Genomic DNA, 16,083 nt, shown 5'->3' on the forward strand with positions numbered 1-16,083 from the left:
ACACTCCTGCCGATCTGGATGATCCGACCCGTCGCCCCGGACTCAGCCCTTCACCATCGGTCGGATTCGCGAGTATCACCACATACGGCCCGCGCGCCGCGGATCCCGGATTCAGGCGCACGACAGACGCTCCGCAATCCACGATTCGATATCCCGAACAGCTGCGGCCGCCATGCCTGTCGGGCGGTGGGTGAAGGCGTGTGTGGACTCGGGGTACACCCGGATGTCCACGTCGTTTCCCGCGGCGGAGAGGCGGGCGGCCATGGCCAGGTTGTCCTCGAGGAGGATATCGAGACCTCCTACCACCAGCAGCGTCGGCGGTAGGTCGGCGAGGTCGCCGTAGAGGGGAGAAATATCGGGATCGGTCCGATCGGCGACATGGCCGGCATACGCCTCGATGAAGAACTCGTCGGCGTACAGTCTGCCGCCGGGAGATCGTCCGCTGAGATCGTAGGCGCCGAACTGTAGGACAGCACCGGCGAACGGATCGGCCAGGCCCTGGTCGCGTAGCCGTAGCAAGGTGGTCATGACGAGAGTGGATCCCGCCGATGCTCCGCCGATCACCAGTTTCGTTGTCCCGAACAACGACTCCGCCTGTTCCAGGAGCCAGAGTGCAGCGGTTTCGCAGTCGTCGGGAGCCGCGGGCCATGGATGTTCGGGCGCCAATCGATAGTCGATGCTCAGCACGGCCACGCCGAGAGCGTCGGCCAGACGAGCATTGCGAGCATCCTCGTTGGCTGCCGATCCGAGGTAGAAGCCGCCGGCGTGGATGTCGAGGTAGGCGCCCCGGATCTCCGTATCCCTGGGAACGGTGATCCGCACCGGGACTCGACGCCCGCCGGCTTCGGCGGTGTGCTGACCAGCCCTACTCCCCGATGTCGTGAGAGACGTGGCCTGTCTGTGCCTCACCTGCCGTAGCTCCTCGAGATTGGCCGGGCCAGCGACAGCTTTCGAGGCTGCGTTGAACCGTCGGCTCTCCTCGACGTAAGCGTCGAGTCCCTCGCCGATCAGCCGTCTCAGTCCGATCTCCATGTTCCTCCCGTTCGCAGTGTGCCGGCGACCGGCGCCGACCAGAAGAGTCGGCGCGCCGCCGTGTCCGGACAACCACATTGATCAGGAGGATGCAACCAGGTGAGACGACGTCCCTCAAACAACCAATCCACGTGCTGGCAACAACCATTGGTTGTGCCCTCACGTTGTGACGGCATAAGCGATCCGAACTCTCGGAGGTCGACTCCGGCGTCGAGCATGCTGGTCCCGCAGTAGGCGGTCCCGCTGCGTTGAGCCCAACGTTTCTGGCGCGCCCGCTCACCCTGCGGCGTGAGAGTGCGGTGGCAACAGGGGCATTGGCTTCAACGATGTCCGAAGGCAGGAAAGCCAGCACCAGTCCACCCTCGCCGATGAAGACACCGATCAACGCTGTACCGACCGCACGACAGTGATCGGCCAACAACTGCAAGTAGGCCGGGAGATCGGTCTCGGCATTCCATGCCTCGGTATCGCCGTCGTACCAGTTCCAGGTGAGCCCTTCCGGGCAAGTGGGCAGCAGTGTCAGGCGGCCGCGAATCGTATCGGGATCGGCGAGGACGCGAACGAAGTAGGCCAAGCCACTGTCGAGGTCCTCGAGTAGCGGCCCCTCGGCATACGTAGTGTCGACGGGCACAAAGTCTTCCAGGTGGAAGTCGGTGTGAGAGCATTCCCACCCGGTCAGGTCGAAGAAGGGCCCCGGCGCGTCGTCGGCGCTCGGGGGAACCGGAGCCCAGCAGACGACCTCACCGCGGCATCCGATCCCGCCGTCCACCCAAGTGCGCAAGCCGGGCGCCAAATGTGGCTGTACGACGAACATGCTCCGACAACAGCACGCCGTTCTCGCCACGCTTTCACCACCTCGAGCGACTCGCGATAGTCGGGATGAGCGTGTTCCGCGGACGCATCCAGCCAGCGAAGCACGCTCGCCACCCAGCCGTTCCGTGTACCGCTCCGGGTCGCGGGCTCGGTTAGGCTTCCTCCGGAACTTCTGGCATCACTCACGCGAGGTGTGGCATGGATTCGTCGGCGGTCGCCGCCGCTGCTGGTGTCGCGACAGCGGTGATCGCGCTCGTCGCCGCGTCGCTGGTGGTGTGGCAGGTGACCGAGATGCGAAAGACGACCTACGTCAGTGCTTTCAAAGCGGTGTACGACATGCTGCAGGCGGAAGGGATCCGGCAGGATCGGCGTTTCGTGATGCGGGAGCTGCGGATTCGCAACCTCGACACCTGGACCGAAGACGACATCCTGCGCGCCGAACGGGTCTGCCACAGCTACGACTCTGTCGCCATCATGTGCCGCAACGGATTCATCCCGACCGATGTGGTCGCCGATTCTTGGGGCGATTCCCTCCGGACATGCTGGAGCGTCCTGCGACCGCTGGTCGAGAAATACCGTTCGGACCGGGGCGCGCCGGAGCTGTGGGACGACTTCGCGTGGCTCGCCGGACGCGCTACGGAACTGCACGGGCAGCGACAGTCGCGGTGAGCTGCGGCACCTCAGAGTGGATGCGGCGCAGCAACATTCCGACCTCGATGTCGACACTGCTCGAGCGATATCCCTCCATCGAGCACGCGGTGCGACTGGTGCTCGACCATCTCGATATGGACGAAGACGTCGTCGAGCAGACCATCGCGCGTGGGCGCGACGAAGACGTGCCGGTATCGCGCACGGCGACCGAGCGGGTGGGCCACCTGCTGCTCGACGGAGCCGACATTTCGCCCAAGGCACTGGCCGTCGTCGGCCCTGGGCGTACTACCTCGACCGGAAGGGTGTGACGGAGGATCTACCTGGCGGCGCGATCGGACGCCGAATTGCGGGACCGGATCGCGCCGGCGGTATCCCTGGCGCGACAGCGGAAATAGTTCGTCCCGGTCCTGCGCTTCGCGGCGATCAGTAGGGCCGGTCGATGGTTTGCGGGACTTCCCATTCGTCGGTGATGTCGAGGGCTCGGTTCCGGGCCTCGCCGAGCAGGGCGTGCGAGTGCCTGCTGCGCTTGGTCAGCTCGTAGCGGCGAGCGCCGAGGCCCGTCGTGGTCTGCAGCTCGTAGTCGAGGTCGTCGATCATGTGATGTAGTTCGTCGACCTGGGCGAGTGTCGGCCGTTCGCCGAGACCCTCGAGTTGTTCGATGACGTCGCCGAATCGGTCTTCCAGACTGCGCATCACGCGCCCTCCCCTGTATCGCAGTGTGCCCCTTGCCATCTCAGAGTAAGACGGAATCCGGTATTCGGCGAACGATCGGAACCCGTCCGTGCGGGGTTGGCCTCGAATCCGGCGTACACCGCGCGCTTTGGCTAGCATCTGACCGAGGCGTACGGGTTTGGTGGATTGGGCGCAAGCTCAGCGGCGGTACGGGAGCCCATGAATCAGATCTTGTTCTCGGCGATGATCGCACTCGCGGTGTCGATCATGGTGACGCCATTTTTGATCAAGGCGTTCGTCACGAGGAACTTCGGTCAGGAGATCCGGGTCGACGGACCGGCCAGCCATCAGGCCAAGCGCGGCACGCCGACGATGGGCGGCATAGCCATCATCGCCGGTCTGTGGGCCGGATATCTCGGCTCGCATCTGATCGTGGTCCGGGACGGCGTCGACGGCCCATCGGCTTCCGCGCTGCTCGTTCTCGCGTTGGCGACCGCCTTGGGTTTCGTCGGCTTCCTCGACGACTCCATCAAACTGCGCAAGCAACGCAATCTCGGCCTCACCGCGACGGGCAAGTACATCGGCCAGCTCGGCGCCGCGGTGCTGTTCGGCGTGCTGGCGCTGCGATTCCCCGACGGCGCCGGGCTGACGCCCGCCAGCGAGCGCATGTCCTACGTCCGGGATTTCAACGCTGTATCGCTGGGGCTGGTCGGGTTTCTGCTCGTCGTCTGTTTCCTCGTGGTGGCCTGGTCGAACGCCGTGAACATCACCGACGGCCTCGACGGTCTCGCCGCCGGATCCATGAGCTTCGCGCTCGGCGCGTACGTGATCATCACCTTCTGGCAGTACACCAACGCGTGCGCGACCGGGGTCGCGCCGGGCTGCTACGAGGTCCGCGATCCGCTCGATCTCGCGGTGGTGTGCGCCTCGGGCGTCGGCGCGTGCATCGGATTCCTGTGGTGGAACGCCGCACCGGCGAAGATCTTCATGGGCGACACCGGCTCGCTGGCCCTCGGCGGCCTGCTCGCGGGCCTCTCGATCACCACCCACACCGAGTTGCTGATGGCGGTGGTCGGCGCGCTGTTCTGCGCGGAGATCCTCTCGGTCCTGCTGCAGATCGTCGTCTTCCGGACCACGGGCAACCGGGTGTTCAAGATGGCCCCGTTCCACCACCATTTCGAGCTCAGCAAATGGGCCGAAACCACGGTCATCATCCGCTTCTGGCTCCTCGCGGGCATCGCCGCGGCCGTCGGCCTCATGCTCTTCTACGGCGAGTACCTCGCGGTCGTCGGCTGACCGCCGCGGGCTACCGTGTAGGGATCATGGCCGATACACCGCGCAAGTCGCCGCGGCAGCGGCGGTCGAAGGAGACCGTGGACACGCTGCTCGAGGCGGCCGCGCAGATGTTCGGGCGGGAGGGGTTGGCGACGACGACGAACCGGATCGCCGAGCGCGCCGGGGTGTCGATCGGGTCGCTGTATCAGTATTTCCCGAACAAGCACGCGCTGTTGCACGCGCTGGCCGAACGGCATGTGGCCGAGGCGATGGCGCGGCTGGACGCGGTGTTCGCCGAGGCCCGCGAGACGCGGGCCGGATTCGACGAGACCATGCGGGCGATCCTGGAGGCGGTCGTCGACCTGCATCGGGACCGGCCCGCGCTGCACGCGGTGCTGCACCGGGTCGCACCCCGGTTGCCCGCGGAAGTGACGGCGATGCGGGCGTTCGAGGACCGGCTCGCCGACGAGGTGGCCTTCCATCTCGTGCGCTGCGGCCGGGGCGGCGAGGATCCGAATTACTTGGCGCGCACCATTGTTCACGCCGTGGATGTTCAGGTGCATCGGGTGCTGATCCCACACCGGCTCGACACCGAACGGCTGCTGGAACTGGTCCGCCGGATCACCGCCGATCCGGCGGCGTGAGCGCGGCCGTTTCGGCCAGCACGGCGCGCAAGGTCGTCGCCAAGCGGCTCAGACCGGGTTCTTCGATCGGGAAGTGTCCGCAGCCGTCCAGGAGAACGCTCCGGGTCGGTCCGGGGATCCTGGCCAGAAACCGGAGGCTGAGCGACGGCGGCGTCCACCGGTCGGCCGCGGGGTGCACCAGCGTCACCGGCGCGGCGCCGAACTCCTCCGGCGGGGTGTGCCGGAAGTTCAGGAAGTCGGCGAGAAATCCCAGCGGTACGCGCACGCCGCCGCCCTTCGGGTCGCGGCCGCACAGGTCGGAAAGGGCCGGGTCCAGGCTCATGTTCCGCATGTCGACCAACCACCTGATCGGCACCCGCAGTCCGGCCAACGGTGTGAGCGATCGCAGCAACAGGGGAGCGAAGCCTCCGGTGAACGACCAGCGCGCCGCGGCTCGTCGTGCCGCGGGGTCGGCCGGGTCGAGCAGGCAGGTGGCGACGACATGCGCCACCGCTCGGGTCCGCGCGGCCGTCTCGTAGGCGAGCATCCCGCCGATACTCGCGCCGAACAGGATCAGCGGCCGGTCGTCGGATTCCATTTCGGCGCCGACGAATTCGCTGAGCAGCTCCACCCAGTGGGCGTAGCGCACCGAGGTCGGATCGGGTTCGACGGTGTCGCCGTAGAGCGGCAGATCGATGGCCATCGCCTCGACCCCCTCGTTCGCGGCGAGCGCGGCGAACGGCCAGAGCAGTCCCGCGTGCCCACCCGCGCCGTGGATGAGCAGCACCCGCACCGCCGCATCGGGTCGCGCCGCCCGGGCGACGTGCACCCTGCGCCCGCGCCACGGCCACCAGGTGGAGGTCGGTTCGATCAAAGGTTCGCGTCGATAGTCGGCGGGCAGGAACTGGGCGTATCGCAGGTATTCCATGTACTCAGGCTCGGCTCTGGCGGCCATATGGACAACTCGCATTCGACCCGGTCAGCTCCGTCTCGCGGCACCCCGCTGAACTGCACAGATCAGTACCCTGCCTAGCCTGCGCAACCCCCGGCTCACATTCGGACCGTGCTCCCTTGCCGCCGACGCCCCGGACACGGGGACACGGTGAGTAAGGCCGCTGCCGACCCGATGTGCGCATGCCGGCGGCCTGAGTTGGAGCTGATGAATCCGGTCCGGCGCACGCTGCGGAGAACCTGCCGTATCGACGGTGCGGTTTCGCGCTACCGCAGCGAATCGCCGCGCTGACCCCGGCGCTGATGGCGCACCACACGGAGCGCGGATCGGGTTGTCTCACAGCGGAATCGGCGCCGCGCTGCTAGAGTCGCGCGCAAGCCCGAGGGAGGTGAGGCTTGGTGATCGTGGGGCGCGCCGAGCTGCTGGAACTGATCGACACCCTGGTGCGGGTTCCGAGGGGGAAAACCGAAGAAGCCGGGAATCCCGTGCTGGTCCTGGAGGGGTACGGCGGGTCGGGGCGCACCACCGTGCTGGAGCAGGTGCTCGACCGGTGGCAGCGACGGACGCCGACCGTGCTGGTCCGGCCGTTGGAACGTCCGTACGACCCGGACAACCCGGCCCGTCCCGTTCTCGCCGCGGCGATGCTCGGGCTGAGCATGGATCTGCCCGGCTTCCCGATGGCGTTTCCGCGCACCGTGGTGGCGCAGATCGCGATCAGCGAGAACTTCACCGAGATTCCCGCCACCGAACATCGCGAACGGTTGCGCACGGCACTGAATCAGTACAAGGATCGCGCCGCGCTGGTCGGTTTCATCGGCGATCTGGTCGGGTTGGTCGGCGCGCAGGCCGCCAACATCAAGCTGCCCGGCGCCAGCGTGATCGCGCCGACCCTGAGCCAGCACCTGTCGAACCTGGTGGTGGGCAGACTGACTCGCGGCAGGTTGATCACCAAGATCACCTGGGGTTCGGCGGTTTCCTGGTATGGACACCAGGATCTCGGGCTGCGGGCCGACGCCGAGACGGTGCTCATCGAACTCGGCATCAAAGCGGCCAGCGAAGACGCGGCCACCCGGCGCGGCGTGGACGACCTGCTGATCAGCGCCTTCCTCGCCGACCTTCGGCACAGCGCGGCGCGGGTCGCCGGACGACCGTCGAATGTCGTTGTGCTGCTGGACGATGGTGACACCCCGACCGCGATCGCCTTCACCAGCGCACTGCTGCGTGCGCGCGAGGCGATGACCGCCGCCGGTTCTTCGCTGACGGATCCGCTGACGCTCGTCACCACCAGTTCCGGCGTGCTCGCCGAGGAACTCGACGGACAGGTCCCCGCGCCCGTGACTTGGACGCCGCGCCGGCGCGCCGACCCGTCCGAGCGGGACGCGTGGGCACGTTTGCGGATCGACGACTTCACGGAGTTCGAGGTCAAGACCCTCGCCAAGGACGTCACCTCGATCGAGGCGGACCGGATCGGCGAACACGTGTACCGGCTGACCGACGGCCACCCCGCCGCGACCGCCTATGTGCTGGATCGGATGCGGCAGCGTCGGCGATCGGTCGACGGCCTGGACGACCTGTTGCGCGACAACCACGCGGGGCCGGGCACCGCCGTCCAACGCCACCTGCTCGGCATGTTCGCCAAGGACCTGCATCCGCGCAAGCAACTCGACGACGACATCCTCGACGCGCTCGTCACGGTGTCGGCGGCACGCACCAAGGGAGACGCACTCCGGCTGCTGACGCTGTTGCCATCCGGGATCGGGGAGCGTTCGCCGCTGTTCCGATCCCCGTCGCTGTGGAGCGGGCCGCCCGACAGCGAGGTGCTGCCCGCCTTCGTCCGTCGCATGGGCCTGCGCGAACTGGCGGCCCGCACGAACCATCGCGCCGGCTGGGACCGCGTGTTCGGAAAGTTGCTCGACACGGTGCCTTCCGGCGATCGCCCTGGCAGGCTGCATTACACGCGGCTGCTGCGCGGTGGCGCCGCCATCGTCGACGAACTGGGTGAGCTGCTGCCGATCACAGCCGCTACCGAGTGGTTGTCGCTGTTCGACGAGATCGTCGAGATGTCCGATCCGCGCAGGCCGGATGCCGACCTCGTCGACGGCAGCGACCACGCCACGAGTCGCGTCGAGCACATCGCGGTGCTGCTCGCGGTCGTGCCCGCGGTGGAATCGGACCTGCGGATCACCATCGCGGGGCGCAGGGAGATCCTCTGCGCACGGGCGGCGCACAGCTTCGAACGCCTCGCCGTCGACGCCACGGACCGGAGCCCTTTCCTGTTGCGCGCCAACGACTACCACGACCGTGCGCGCCGAAGCCGTTGACCCGACCTGGATGAGGAGCCCGCTGTGGAGTCGCGTTACTGGGCAGGCATAGTCCCGAAGCGGCGGAGGCCGATTCCGCGACCTTGGACCGACTGGGTGCGGCTGGGGGTGGTCGTGATCCTGGTGGTCGGCGCGGTGAGCGCGTTCGCGGCCCGCGACCCGCTGCGGCGATTGGCCACCTGCAACGACGGCTTGCCGAACACGTCGGCGTGGGAGGCGGGCGGCCGGTGCGTCGGATTGTCGGCGGGCCCTTACGCTTTCGGCCTTCCCGCGTTCGAGCACGTCATGCGGGTCATCGACGAGCAGAACCGCACCGCCGCCGACGGATGTCCCGGAACGCCGGTGACTGTCGGTGTGCTGCTGACCATGACCGACCAACTGGCGGGCAGTCGCGCCGTGCACGAACTGGAGGGTATGGCCGTCGGCCAGCGCCGGGCGAACGACATCGGATGTGTGCATCCAATGCGGCTCGTCGTAGGCAATCTGGGTGACTACGGACGCGAGGGCGACGCACTGGCGGTGGCGCGGAAACTGGCGCAGCGCCGCGACGTGGTCGCCGTCGCGGGCATCGGGCTGAGCGACCAGACCACGGCCGAGGTCGCGGATCTGCTTGCCGCCGAAAAGATTCCGATGGTTTCGGACGTGGTCACCGCCGAGGGCTTCGACCAGGCCGGTTCCGCGGGCGACGATCCCGACTTCACCCGGTGCGACGAGAACATCACCTACCCGCGGGGGGTCGGGAAGGACTACTACTATCGGGTCGCCTACCGTGTCGCGGTGCAGGTCTACGCGCTGCGTGCGGTCGCGCCGACCAGGCCCGATTTCGTCATGGTTCCGACCGGTGGGTCGGACCCGTACACCTGCACGACGCTGCCCTTCCTGCACCGCGAGTACGGCGGCGAGTTGCTGGAGGTGAAGTTCGACGCCGAAGAGCCGACCACCGTGTCGCAGACGGCGCGACGGGTGTGCGCGACGGCCAAGGACGTGACGATCGCGTATGTGGCGCGCGGTCGCGACCTCGGTCGCCTGCTCTACGACCTGGACGAGTCGTACACCAACGGGCAGTGCGCGGCAACCTCGATCACGGTGCTGAGCACGTCCGACGGAAATCGGCTGCGTACCGCGGAATCCAATGCGGCGCTCGAGGATCTGCGTGGCAAGGCGCTGAGCTCTCCCAGCTTCACCGGCGGACGCGTCCGGGTGCTGTTCACCCTCGTCGCGGGGGCCGATGGACCCGAGCAGGACAATCCGCAGTGGGCGGAGTTCGAAGAGGCGTACGCCGCAGCGGGATTCGATCTCGCGCATATCGGCGACGGGTGGGCGGTCAACGCCTACGACGCTTTGAGCACCGTTGTCGCCGCGGTGCGCGCGCTTCCTGCCGCGTCAACGGTTCAGCGCAGCCAGGTCAACATCACCATCGGCGGTTTCACCTCGCTCGAGCTGGCGGTTGCGGGTGCGGGCGGCAAAATCTACTTCGACAACAGCGGTAACCGAGCCGGACCAGGGCCCGCGGTGGTGCGGCTGTGCCCGGCGGGTGAGCTCGGGGGTAGGCCGTACGTGCCGACCGTCGAGGCGAAGCCCGGAGAACCGATGCCCGAATGCGCCCGGCCCGGTGCGTGACGGCTCGGCCGCGGTCTGGACGCGTATCGCCCGGGCTACGGCGTGACCGGTCCGCCGCGGTCTGGACAAGGATCGCCTGCTGCGGCGTGCACGGGATCGGCCATTGTTCCGCGCTCGGGGATCGCTGATTCATCAAGGGGCGCTGCGCATTCGGCCGTCTCGCGATGGTGTCGGCGGTGCGTGATACCGTACGGCGCGAACGGCGAGAGGTCGTTCGTCAGGGGTGAGGGGGAGTGGGCGAGTCCGCCACGTGATCCGGGTTTCGGGTAGCCGATCGTCTCGCGTGTCGGGGCGCGCGTCGGTCGGCTGTCCGTGGATTCGCGGCGAGCCTTCCGCCGATCGGGCGCATCGAGTTACACAGGCCGACCGCGCCTCGGCCACGCATGAGGAAGCGTGAACATGAACTACCGCAACAAGCTGACGCAGCTCCTGCTGGCGGCGGCGTTGGCGACGGGTCTCGGCGCGGCGTTCCCCGCAGCCGCGCACGCACAGGGGGTCGCCTATCCCGGCATGACCATCACGACGGGCGAGAGCATCTGCTCGGTCGGCGCGACCGGGCACATGGGCAACGCGCAGTACGCGGTCACCGCCGCGCACTGTTTCCAGGAAGGACGGACCGTCTACGACGAGAACGGCAGGGTGATCGGCCGATACGAGCAGAGCTACGGCGACGACGCCACCATCGGCGGGCTGGGCTTCGCGCTCATCCGGCTGGCCGCCGGAGTGGGCGTCTCCGCCTCGCTCGGCGACTTCGGCATCGAATCGACCTACACCGATGCCCAAGTGGGACAGGAGGTCTGCCATGTCGGCTGGGCGACCAACTGGACCTGCGGACGGGTCACCGATGTGGGCGCGACCTTCTTCGTCGCGGATTTCGTGGCTGACCGGGGTGATTCGGGCGGCATCGTCTACTTCCCGACACCGGAGGGCCGCGCGGCCTTTCTCGGCATCGTGATCGGCAGCCTGGAATCGGGCGGCGTGCTCGTCGAGTCGGCCAACTACCTGCGCGACACCATCGACGCTCACGCCCAGGGCCCCGATCACTTCCGGTGGTACGTGGAGTGATCCGAAGGTGGGGAAGAGCGGGACGGAATGTCCCGCTCTTCCCGCGCAGCTCGTCAGCGACCCTGGTGGCTGTGCCGGCCGCCGAGCCGCTTGGCCTCGGTCGGCTGGGCCGCGGCGCCCTTCTTGCCCGCTTCGCTGGCCCTTCGCGGGTCGTTGTCGAAGCTGCCGCCGCTGGCCTTGCCGCCCTGGCTGGCGATCCTGCGCTGCTGCTCGGAATCCATTGCCGCGAAACCTCGTCGGTTGTCTGCCATCGTCATCCTCCCTCGGAAGGTCGGCGGTTCCGGTGACGCGGGATTGCGCCACCACTCCTGGCGCTACCCGGGGTCGGCGGACACAAACATGCGCCACGGCGATCGACGCGCTGCGTAATCGGCGAGTTCGCCGCCTCGTGAGTTGAATCACGCTCTGCGGTAAGCCTTTCCGCTCGAGCAGCGGCAGGCGCGGGCACAGCCTACCCTCGACTCCAGCGGGGCGGTCCGGCGGAAGGGGAGCAGTCATGGGACATGTCGAGCACAAGGCGACCGGTGCCGCGCCGGTGGATTTCGTGTTCGGGTACATCGCCGACTATCGGAATGTGCCGAAGTGGATGTTCGGAGTTCGCCATTACACGCCGGTCGGCGAGCAGACCTCCGGCGTCGGCGCGGTCTTCGACACGGCGCTGCACCTGGGCCCGACCACGCTCCACTTGCGCGCTGAGGTCACCGAATGGGAAGACGGCGCGAAGGTCTCCCTGCACGCGATCAAGGGCATCGAGGGCACGGTCCACTGGAGTTTCGAAGCCATCGATCCGACCACGACCGAGATCGGTGTGGTGGTCGACTACCGGGTGCCAGGCGGATTCGCGGGCCGCGCGCTGGACAAGATCATCCAGGCGTTCGTCGGCCCGGCCATCCGGCACACCGAGAAGAGTCTGCGCGAGCAGGTGCTCGCGAGTTATCGGGAATCCCTCGGCGAGAACGCCTGACGAGATGGGCTACGCCCGCACGGACTCCGGATCCGGATCCGGTTCCGCGACCGGCGTCTTACGCGCCCGCAGCAGCACCATGCCGAGCACGGCGGCGGCGATGCTGAAGCCCGCGCTGATCCACGCGCCGCTCGACATGGCTTCGGTGAACGCCGTCTTGGCCGGTTCCTCGAAACCGAGTTGGAATGCCGCGCCGATGGATTCGCGCGCGGCCTCGGGCGCGTCGGCGGGCATGTTCGCCGTGAACACCCCGGCCAGCACACTGCCAAGCACCGCGATGCTGATCGCCATGCCGACCTGTTGGAGCGTGTCGTTCATGGCGGAGCCGACGCCCGCGTGCTCCAGCGGAATGGCGCTCATGATGGCGGCGTAGGCGGCGGGTCCCGCCAAGCCGCCGCCGACACCCATGACCAGCATGCTGACCAGCACCCACGTGTACCCGCTGCCGACGGCGAGGATCGCGAAGGCCAGTCCCATGACCAGCAGTCCCGACACGATCAGCGTCTTGTTGCTCAGCTTCTTGCCGAGAGTCGCGCCGAGCCCGTTGCAGACGGCCGCGGCCACGGCGTAGGGCAGCAGCGCCAGACCCGCCTTCATCGGGCCGTACCCGAGCACGAACTGCAGGTACTGGGTGAGCATCAGCATGATCGCGCCCATGCCGAAGACCATGAGCAGCAGCGTGAAACAGGTGCCTGTGAAGTCCCGGTTGCGGAACACGGCGAGCGGCAGCATCGGATGCGCCGAGCGGCTCTCCCACGCGACGAACCCGACCGTCGCCAGCGCCGCGAGCACGATCACCGGAATGTTCCATTCGCGTTCGATGATGACGTAGACGATCGAGACGAGCGCGACGATCGACAGCAGCACGCCGATCAGGTCGACGGGCCGCTGCTCACCGGTGGTCTCCGGCATGAGCACGAGCGCGGCGACGATGGCGAGCACCGCGACCGGGATGTTGAGCAGGAACACCGAGCCCCACCAGTAGTGCTCCAGCAGGAATCCGCCCAGCGTGGGGCCCGCGACGATGCCGACCATCGAGACGGTGCTCCAAGCGGCCATCGCGGTGCGCCGTTCGTCCTCGGCGAAGGTGGTCATCAGGATGGACAGCGTCGATGGCATGAGCAGCGAGCCGCCGACGCCCATCGCGGCCCTCGCGGCGATCACCTGCCACGGTTCGGTGGCGACGACGGCCGCGAGCGAGGCCGCGCCGAAGACGGCAAGGCCCGTGACGAGCATCCGTCGCCTGCCGAACCGGTCGGAAAGGCTGCCCGCCGTGAGCAGCAGCCCGGCGAAGACCAGCACGTAGGCGTCCAGGATCCATTGCACGTCGGACGGCGTGGCGCCGAGTTCTCGAATCAGTGACGGGATGGCGAGATTGAGGACGGTGCCGTCGATCATCAGCACCAGCAAGGACAGGCAGAGGACCCCCAGCACCCACCAGCGGCGCGGGTCTCGTACGGTGTTCGATTCCACTCGCACACCGTACTATGCACTCGAACGATGTGCGAGTGAATATAGGATCATGTCGTGACCAAGCAGTTCACTTCGGTATGGATCCGCGAACTCCGGCAGCCGCGGGCGTCGGGGCTGGATCGCGCGCAGATCGTCGCGGCGGCCCTCGAGATTCTCGATTCCGAGGGGCTGGACGCGCTGAGCATGCGCAAGATCGGCGCGAAGCTGAACGCGGGCGCGACCAGCCTGTACTGGTACGTCGCCAACAAGGACGAACTGCTCGAACTCGTCCTCGACGAGTTCTGGGGGATGCTGCAAGCCCCGGAATCGGAAGAGGCGTCCTGGCGCGAGGTGCTCACCGCCTTCGCCTACAGCCTGCGCGGCACCATGCGCGCGCACCCGTGGGTCGCCGGACTCATCGGCCACATCCCGAGCATCGGACCGAACGCGATGCGCATCACCGATCGGTTGCGGCGGGCATTCACGGAGGCGGGCTTTCGCGGTATGGACATCTACCTCGCCAGCGGCACGGTGATGTCTTTCGTGCTCGGCCAAGTACTTCCGGAGATCGCGTATGCCAAGGCCTACGGCGAGGACTACGACGCCGAAGGCATCTTGCGAGTGATGAGCGAAGTCACCGCGGACTATCCCGAGATGTACGCCGACTACCGGGCCGTCACACCGACCGACCCGGAAGTCGCTCGCGCGCTCGCCTTCGATTTCGGGCTGCTGTCGGTGCTCGACGGACTGGAGTTGCGCCTGCGCGATGGCGACCGGTCGCGGCTGCGGAAGTGAGGGCGGTGCGCGGAACCGCGGTCGACCGGCCGGGGCCTGCCGTACGCTGAGCCGGTCGCGGCGACAGGAGTTTTCGGTGGGCACAGTCTTGGTCAAGGGGCAGAACGGGCCGGTGGTGGCGGGGCGGGTCGTGGTGTCCGTCCGCACCGAGGCGAAGGTCGACGTGTCGGCGCTGCTGGTCACCGAAGCCGGTACGGTTCGTTCCGACGCGGACTTCGTGTTCTTCAACCAGCCCGTCGCGCCCGGTGTCGAGCTGACCTCGGGTGCGCCCGCCGCACTGGCGATATCGCCCGCCGACCTGCCCGACGAGATCGCTCAGGTGCGCGCGGTGCTCACGCTGGACGACCCCGCCGCCACCTTCGGACGATTCGCGCCGCCGGTCGCGACCGTCGCCGACGACCTCGGAAACGTGCTGTACGAGTACGAGATCGAGGGACTCGGCAGCGAATCGGTGGTGATCGCGCTCGAGCTCTACCGGCGCGGTCCGCAGTGGAAGGTGCGCGCGGTCGGGCAGGGGTACGCGGGCGGGTTCGCCGCGCTCGTCACCGATCACGGAGTCGTCGTGGACGACGAGCCGTCGCCGAGCGCCGCCGCGGCACCGCCGACCGTGCCCGAGGTTCGCACCGTGCCGGGAGAGTCGAAACTCTCGTTCGAGAAGCGCACCGTGCTCGACATGCGCAAGCGTGCGGTCGCCAAGGTTCTGATCGATCAGAACGCCATGGGCGTCCGGGCGCGAGTGGTGCTCGTCATCGACAAGACCGGAAGCATGCAGAAGCAGTACCGGCAGAAGGTCGTGCACCGCGTGGTGGATCGGATGATCCCGATCGCCACCCAGCTCGACGACGACGGGACGCTCGAGGCCTACCTGTACGCGCTGTCCTACACCAAACTGCCGGATATCCAAGTGTCCGAGGGCGATCACTGGTCGGAGACCCACCTGCACCTCAGCGGCACGCACGCGGGCATCGACTACGGCGCCCTCGGCGGACGCAACGACGAGTTGCCGATCATGCGCGCCGTCATCGATACGCTGCGCCCCGGCGATCGGCCGACGCTGGTGCTGTTCTTCACCGACGGCGGTTTCGCCAAGAAGCCGGAGATCACCGCCCTGATGCGGGAAGCCTCACGGCTGCCCGCGTTCTGGCAGTTCGTCGGGCTTGGCAAGGCCAACTACGGGTTGCTGCGCAGCATCGACGAGATGGACGGCAGGCTCGTCGACAACGCCGGCTTCTTCGCGCTCGACGACATCGACAGCGTCGACGACGCGCAGCTGTACGCCAGGTTGCTCGGCGAATTCCCGCAGTGGTTGCGCGCCGCGCGTGCCGCGGGCGTGACGAGCTGAGCCGCGGCGGTCAGCCGTCGACGAGGATCAGCCGATCACCGCGTTCATGATGGTGCCCGCGCTGGTGGCGACCACGCCGCCGATCATCGCGCCCGCCACCATCTTCGGCGACTCGAGGCCGCCTCCGGTCCACTTCTCCCAGGCGAACCGGCCGCCCGCGTAGATGATGCCGCAGATACCCGACAGCAGAACGAACCAGGTCAGGTAGCGGACGAGCTGCAAGATCTTATCGGACACCGGCGGCGCCTCGGGCGTCGGATTGCCGATCTGCGCCAGGGTGTCGTATGCGACGGCCAGGATCATCGTTCGCTGCTCATTCCGGGTTCGGGACAAGGAGAATCGCTGAAAAGATGGTATCCGGTTCTGCGGCCTGACGCAGACACCTCGCGCCCGTGGCGCGATCGTCGCCGCCGCCCCGGCACAGCCCCGAACGACACCGCGCCGTAGCCATGCTGTCGCTGTGGCGCAGACATCGTTGTGACACAGCGCCTTGCGAGCGGCCGGGT

The 16,083-nt window shown here is 67.7% G+C and carries 16 protein-coding genes; 10 read left to right on the forward strand and 6 right to left on the reverse strand.

All coding sequences use genetic code 11. From position 1 onward, the window contains the following. Positions 1-111: 111 nt before the first annotated feature. Positions 112-1,032: an alpha/beta hydrolase gene (locus tag FB390_RS29150; protein WP_141812431.1), complete on the reverse strand. Its 921-nt coding sequence runs from the start codon at positions 1,030-1,032 to the stop codon at positions 112-114. Positions 1,033-2,043: 1,011 nt separating this feature from the next. Between FB390_RS29150 and FB390_RS29155 the strand changes: the two genes are divergently transcribed. Both FB390_RS29155 and FB390_RS29160 read left to right on the forward strand, forming a co-directional pair. Continuing rightward, the gene (locus FB390_RS29155) at positions 2,044-2,514 is read left to right on the forward strand and encodes a DUF4760 domain-containing protein (RefSeq protein ID WP_141812432.1); all 471 of its coding nucleotides are present in this window, start codon (positions 2,044-2,046) and stop codon (positions 2,512-2,514) included. Between the two features lie 47 nt (positions 2,515-2,561). After that, complete coding sequence (locus tag FB390_RS29160; RefSeq protein WP_141812433.1) at positions 2,562-2,804, forward strand: hypothetical protein; 243 nt, start codon at positions 2,562-2,564, stop codon at positions 2,802-2,804. Between the two features lie 115 nt (positions 2,805-2,919). Here FB390_RS29160 and FB390_RS29165 read toward each other — a convergent pair whose 3' ends face one another. Then, a complete protein-coding gene (locus tag FB390_RS29165; protein ID WP_141812434.1) occupies positions 2,920-3,189 on the reverse strand; it encodes a hypothetical protein in 270 nt (89 codons plus the stop codon). 198 nt (positions 3,190-3,387) lie between these two features. Here FB390_RS29165 and mraY point away from each other — a divergent pair, with 198 nt between their 5' ends. After that, positions 3,388-4,464 carry a phospho-N-acetylmuramoyl-pentapeptide-transferase gene (gene mraY, locus FB390_RS29170; protein WP_141812435.1) on the forward strand — a complete coding sequence of 359 codons (1,077 nt, stop codon included), beginning with the start codon at positions 3,388-3,390 and terminating at the stop codon, positions 4,462-4,464. A 26-nt stretch (positions 4,465-4,490) separates the two neighbouring features. Further along, positions 4,491-5,087, forward strand: coding sequence for a TetR/AcrR family transcriptional regulator (locus tag FB390_RS29175; protein WP_141812436.1), 597 nt, complete (start codon positions 4,491-4,493; stop codon positions 5,085-5,087). Here the strand turns inward: FB390_RS29175 and FB390_RS29180 are convergent. Beyond that, positions 5,065-5,994 (reverse strand): alpha/beta hydrolase, encoded by a 930-nt coding sequence (locus tag FB390_RS29180; protein ID WP_141812437.1) that lies wholly within the window; start codon positions 5,992-5,994, stop codon positions 5,065-5,067. The genes FB390_RS29175 and FB390_RS29180 overlap by 23 nt on opposite strands. Before the next feature lie 419 nt (positions 5,995-6,413). Here FB390_RS29180 and FB390_RS29185 point away from each other — a divergent pair, with 419 nt between their 5' ends. From FB390_RS29185 to FB390_RS29195, 3 genes are all read left to right on the forward strand, one after another. After that, entirely contained in the window at positions 6,414-8,339 is a 1,926-nt protein-coding gene (locus FB390_RS29185) for a hypothetical protein (RefSeq protein WP_141812438.1), read from the forward strand. 96 nt (positions 8,340-8,435) lie between these two features. Next, on the forward strand, positions 8,436-9,959 hold the full coding sequence (locus FB390_RS29190; protein WP_141813160.1) for an ABC transporter substrate-binding protein: 1,524 nt from the start codon (positions 8,436-8,438) through the stop codon (positions 9,957-9,959). Positions 9,960-10,358: 399 nt separating this feature from the next. Beyond that, entirely contained in the window at positions 10,359-11,024 is a 666-nt protein-coding gene (locus FB390_RS29195; protein ID WP_141812439.1) for a trypsin-like serine protease, read from the forward strand. Between the two features lie 53 nt (positions 11,025-11,077). On the opposite strand, the gene FB390_RS29200 is transcribed toward FB390_RS29195, so the two are convergent. Then, on the reverse strand, positions 11,078-11,275 hold the full coding sequence (locus FB390_RS29200; protein WP_141812440.1) for a con-10 family general stress protein: 198 nt from the start codon (positions 11,273-11,275) through the stop codon (positions 11,078-11,080). A 245-nt stretch (positions 11,276-11,520) separates the two neighbouring features. On the opposite strand from FB390_RS29200, the gene FB390_RS29205 reads away from it, so the two are divergent. After that, a complete protein-coding gene (locus tag FB390_RS29205) occupies positions 11,521-11,988 on the forward strand; it encodes an SRPBCC family protein (RefSeq protein ID WP_141812441.1) in 468 nt (155 codons plus the stop codon). 9 nt (positions 11,989-11,997) lie between these two features. On the opposite strand, the gene FB390_RS29210 is transcribed toward FB390_RS29205, so the two are convergent. Then, positions 11,998-13,461 carry an MFS transporter gene (locus tag FB390_RS29210; protein ID WP_246124448.1) on the reverse strand — a complete coding sequence of 488 codons (1,464 nt, stop codon included), beginning with the start codon at positions 13,459-13,461 and terminating at the stop codon, positions 11,998-12,000. 54 nt (positions 13,462-13,515) lie between these two features. Here FB390_RS29210 and FB390_RS29215 point away from each other — a divergent pair, with 54 nt between their 5' ends. After that, entirely contained in the window at positions 13,516-14,235 is a 720-nt protein-coding gene (locus FB390_RS29215) for a TetR/AcrR family transcriptional regulator (RefSeq protein WP_141812442.1), read from the forward strand. Between the two features lie 76 nt (positions 14,236-14,311). Further along, positions 14,312-15,577: a VWA domain-containing protein gene (locus FB390_RS29220; RefSeq protein ID WP_141812443.1), complete on the forward strand. Its 1,266-nt coding sequence runs from the start codon at positions 14,312-14,314 to the stop codon at positions 15,575-15,577. A 27-nt stretch (positions 15,578-15,604) separates the two neighbouring features. On the opposite strand, the gene FB390_RS29225 is transcribed toward FB390_RS29220, so the two are convergent. Then, positions 15,605-15,880 carry a hypothetical protein gene (locus FB390_RS29225; protein WP_141812444.1) on the reverse strand — a complete coding sequence of 92 codons (276 nt, stop codon included), beginning with the start codon at positions 15,878-15,880 and terminating at the stop codon, positions 15,605-15,607. Positions 15,881-16,083: the final 203 nt, after the last annotated feature.

The sequence above is a fragment of the Nocardia bhagyanarayanae genome (assembly GCF_006716565.1).
Lineage (GTDB): Bacteria > Actinomycetota > Actinomycetes > Mycobacteriales > Mycobacteriaceae > Nocardia > Nocardia bhagyanarayanae.

Coding starts and splice junctions, on each gene's coding strand:
- FB390_RS29205 (WP_141812441.1), top strand. CDS start 11,521: ATGGGACATGTCGAGCACAAGGCGACCGGTGCCGCGCCGGTGGATTTC.
- FB390_RS29180 (WP_141812437.1), bottom strand. CDS start 5,994: ATGGAATACCTGCGATACGCCCAGTTCCTGCCCGCCGACTATCGACGC.
- FB390_RS29195 (WP_141812439.1), top strand. CDS start 10,359: ATGAACTACCGCAACAAGCTGACGCAGCTCCTGCTGGCGGCGGCGTTG.
- FB390_RS29200 (WP_141812440.1), bottom strand. CDS start 11,275: ATGGCAGACAACCGACGAGGTTTCGCGGCAATGGATTCCGAGCAGCAG.
- mraY (WP_141812435.1), top strand. CDS start 3,388: ATGAATCAGATCTTGTTCTCGGCGATGATCGCACTCGCGGTGTCGATC.
- FB390_RS29175 (WP_141812436.1), top strand. CDS start 4,491: ATGGCCGATACACCGCGCAAGTCGCCGCGGCAGCGGCGGTCGAAGGAG.
- FB390_RS29160 (WP_141812433.1), top strand. CDS start 2,562: ATGTCGACACTGCTCGAGCGATATCCCTCCATCGAGCACGCGGTGCGA.
- FB390_RS29155 (WP_141812432.1), top strand. CDS start 2,044: ATGGATTCGTCGGCGGTCGCCGCCGCTGCTGGTGTCGCGACAGCGGTG.
- FB390_RS29165 (WP_141812434.1), bottom strand. CDS start 3,189: ATGCGCAGTCTGGAAGACCGATTCGGCGACGTCATCGAACAACTCGAG.
- FB390_RS29150 (WP_141812431.1), bottom strand. CDS start 1,032: ATGGAGATCGGACTGAGACGGCTGATCGGCGAGGGACTCGACGCTTAC.
- FB390_RS29225 (WP_141812444.1), bottom strand. CDS start 15,880: ATGATCCTGGCCGTCGCATACGACACCCTGGCGCAGATCGGCAATCCG.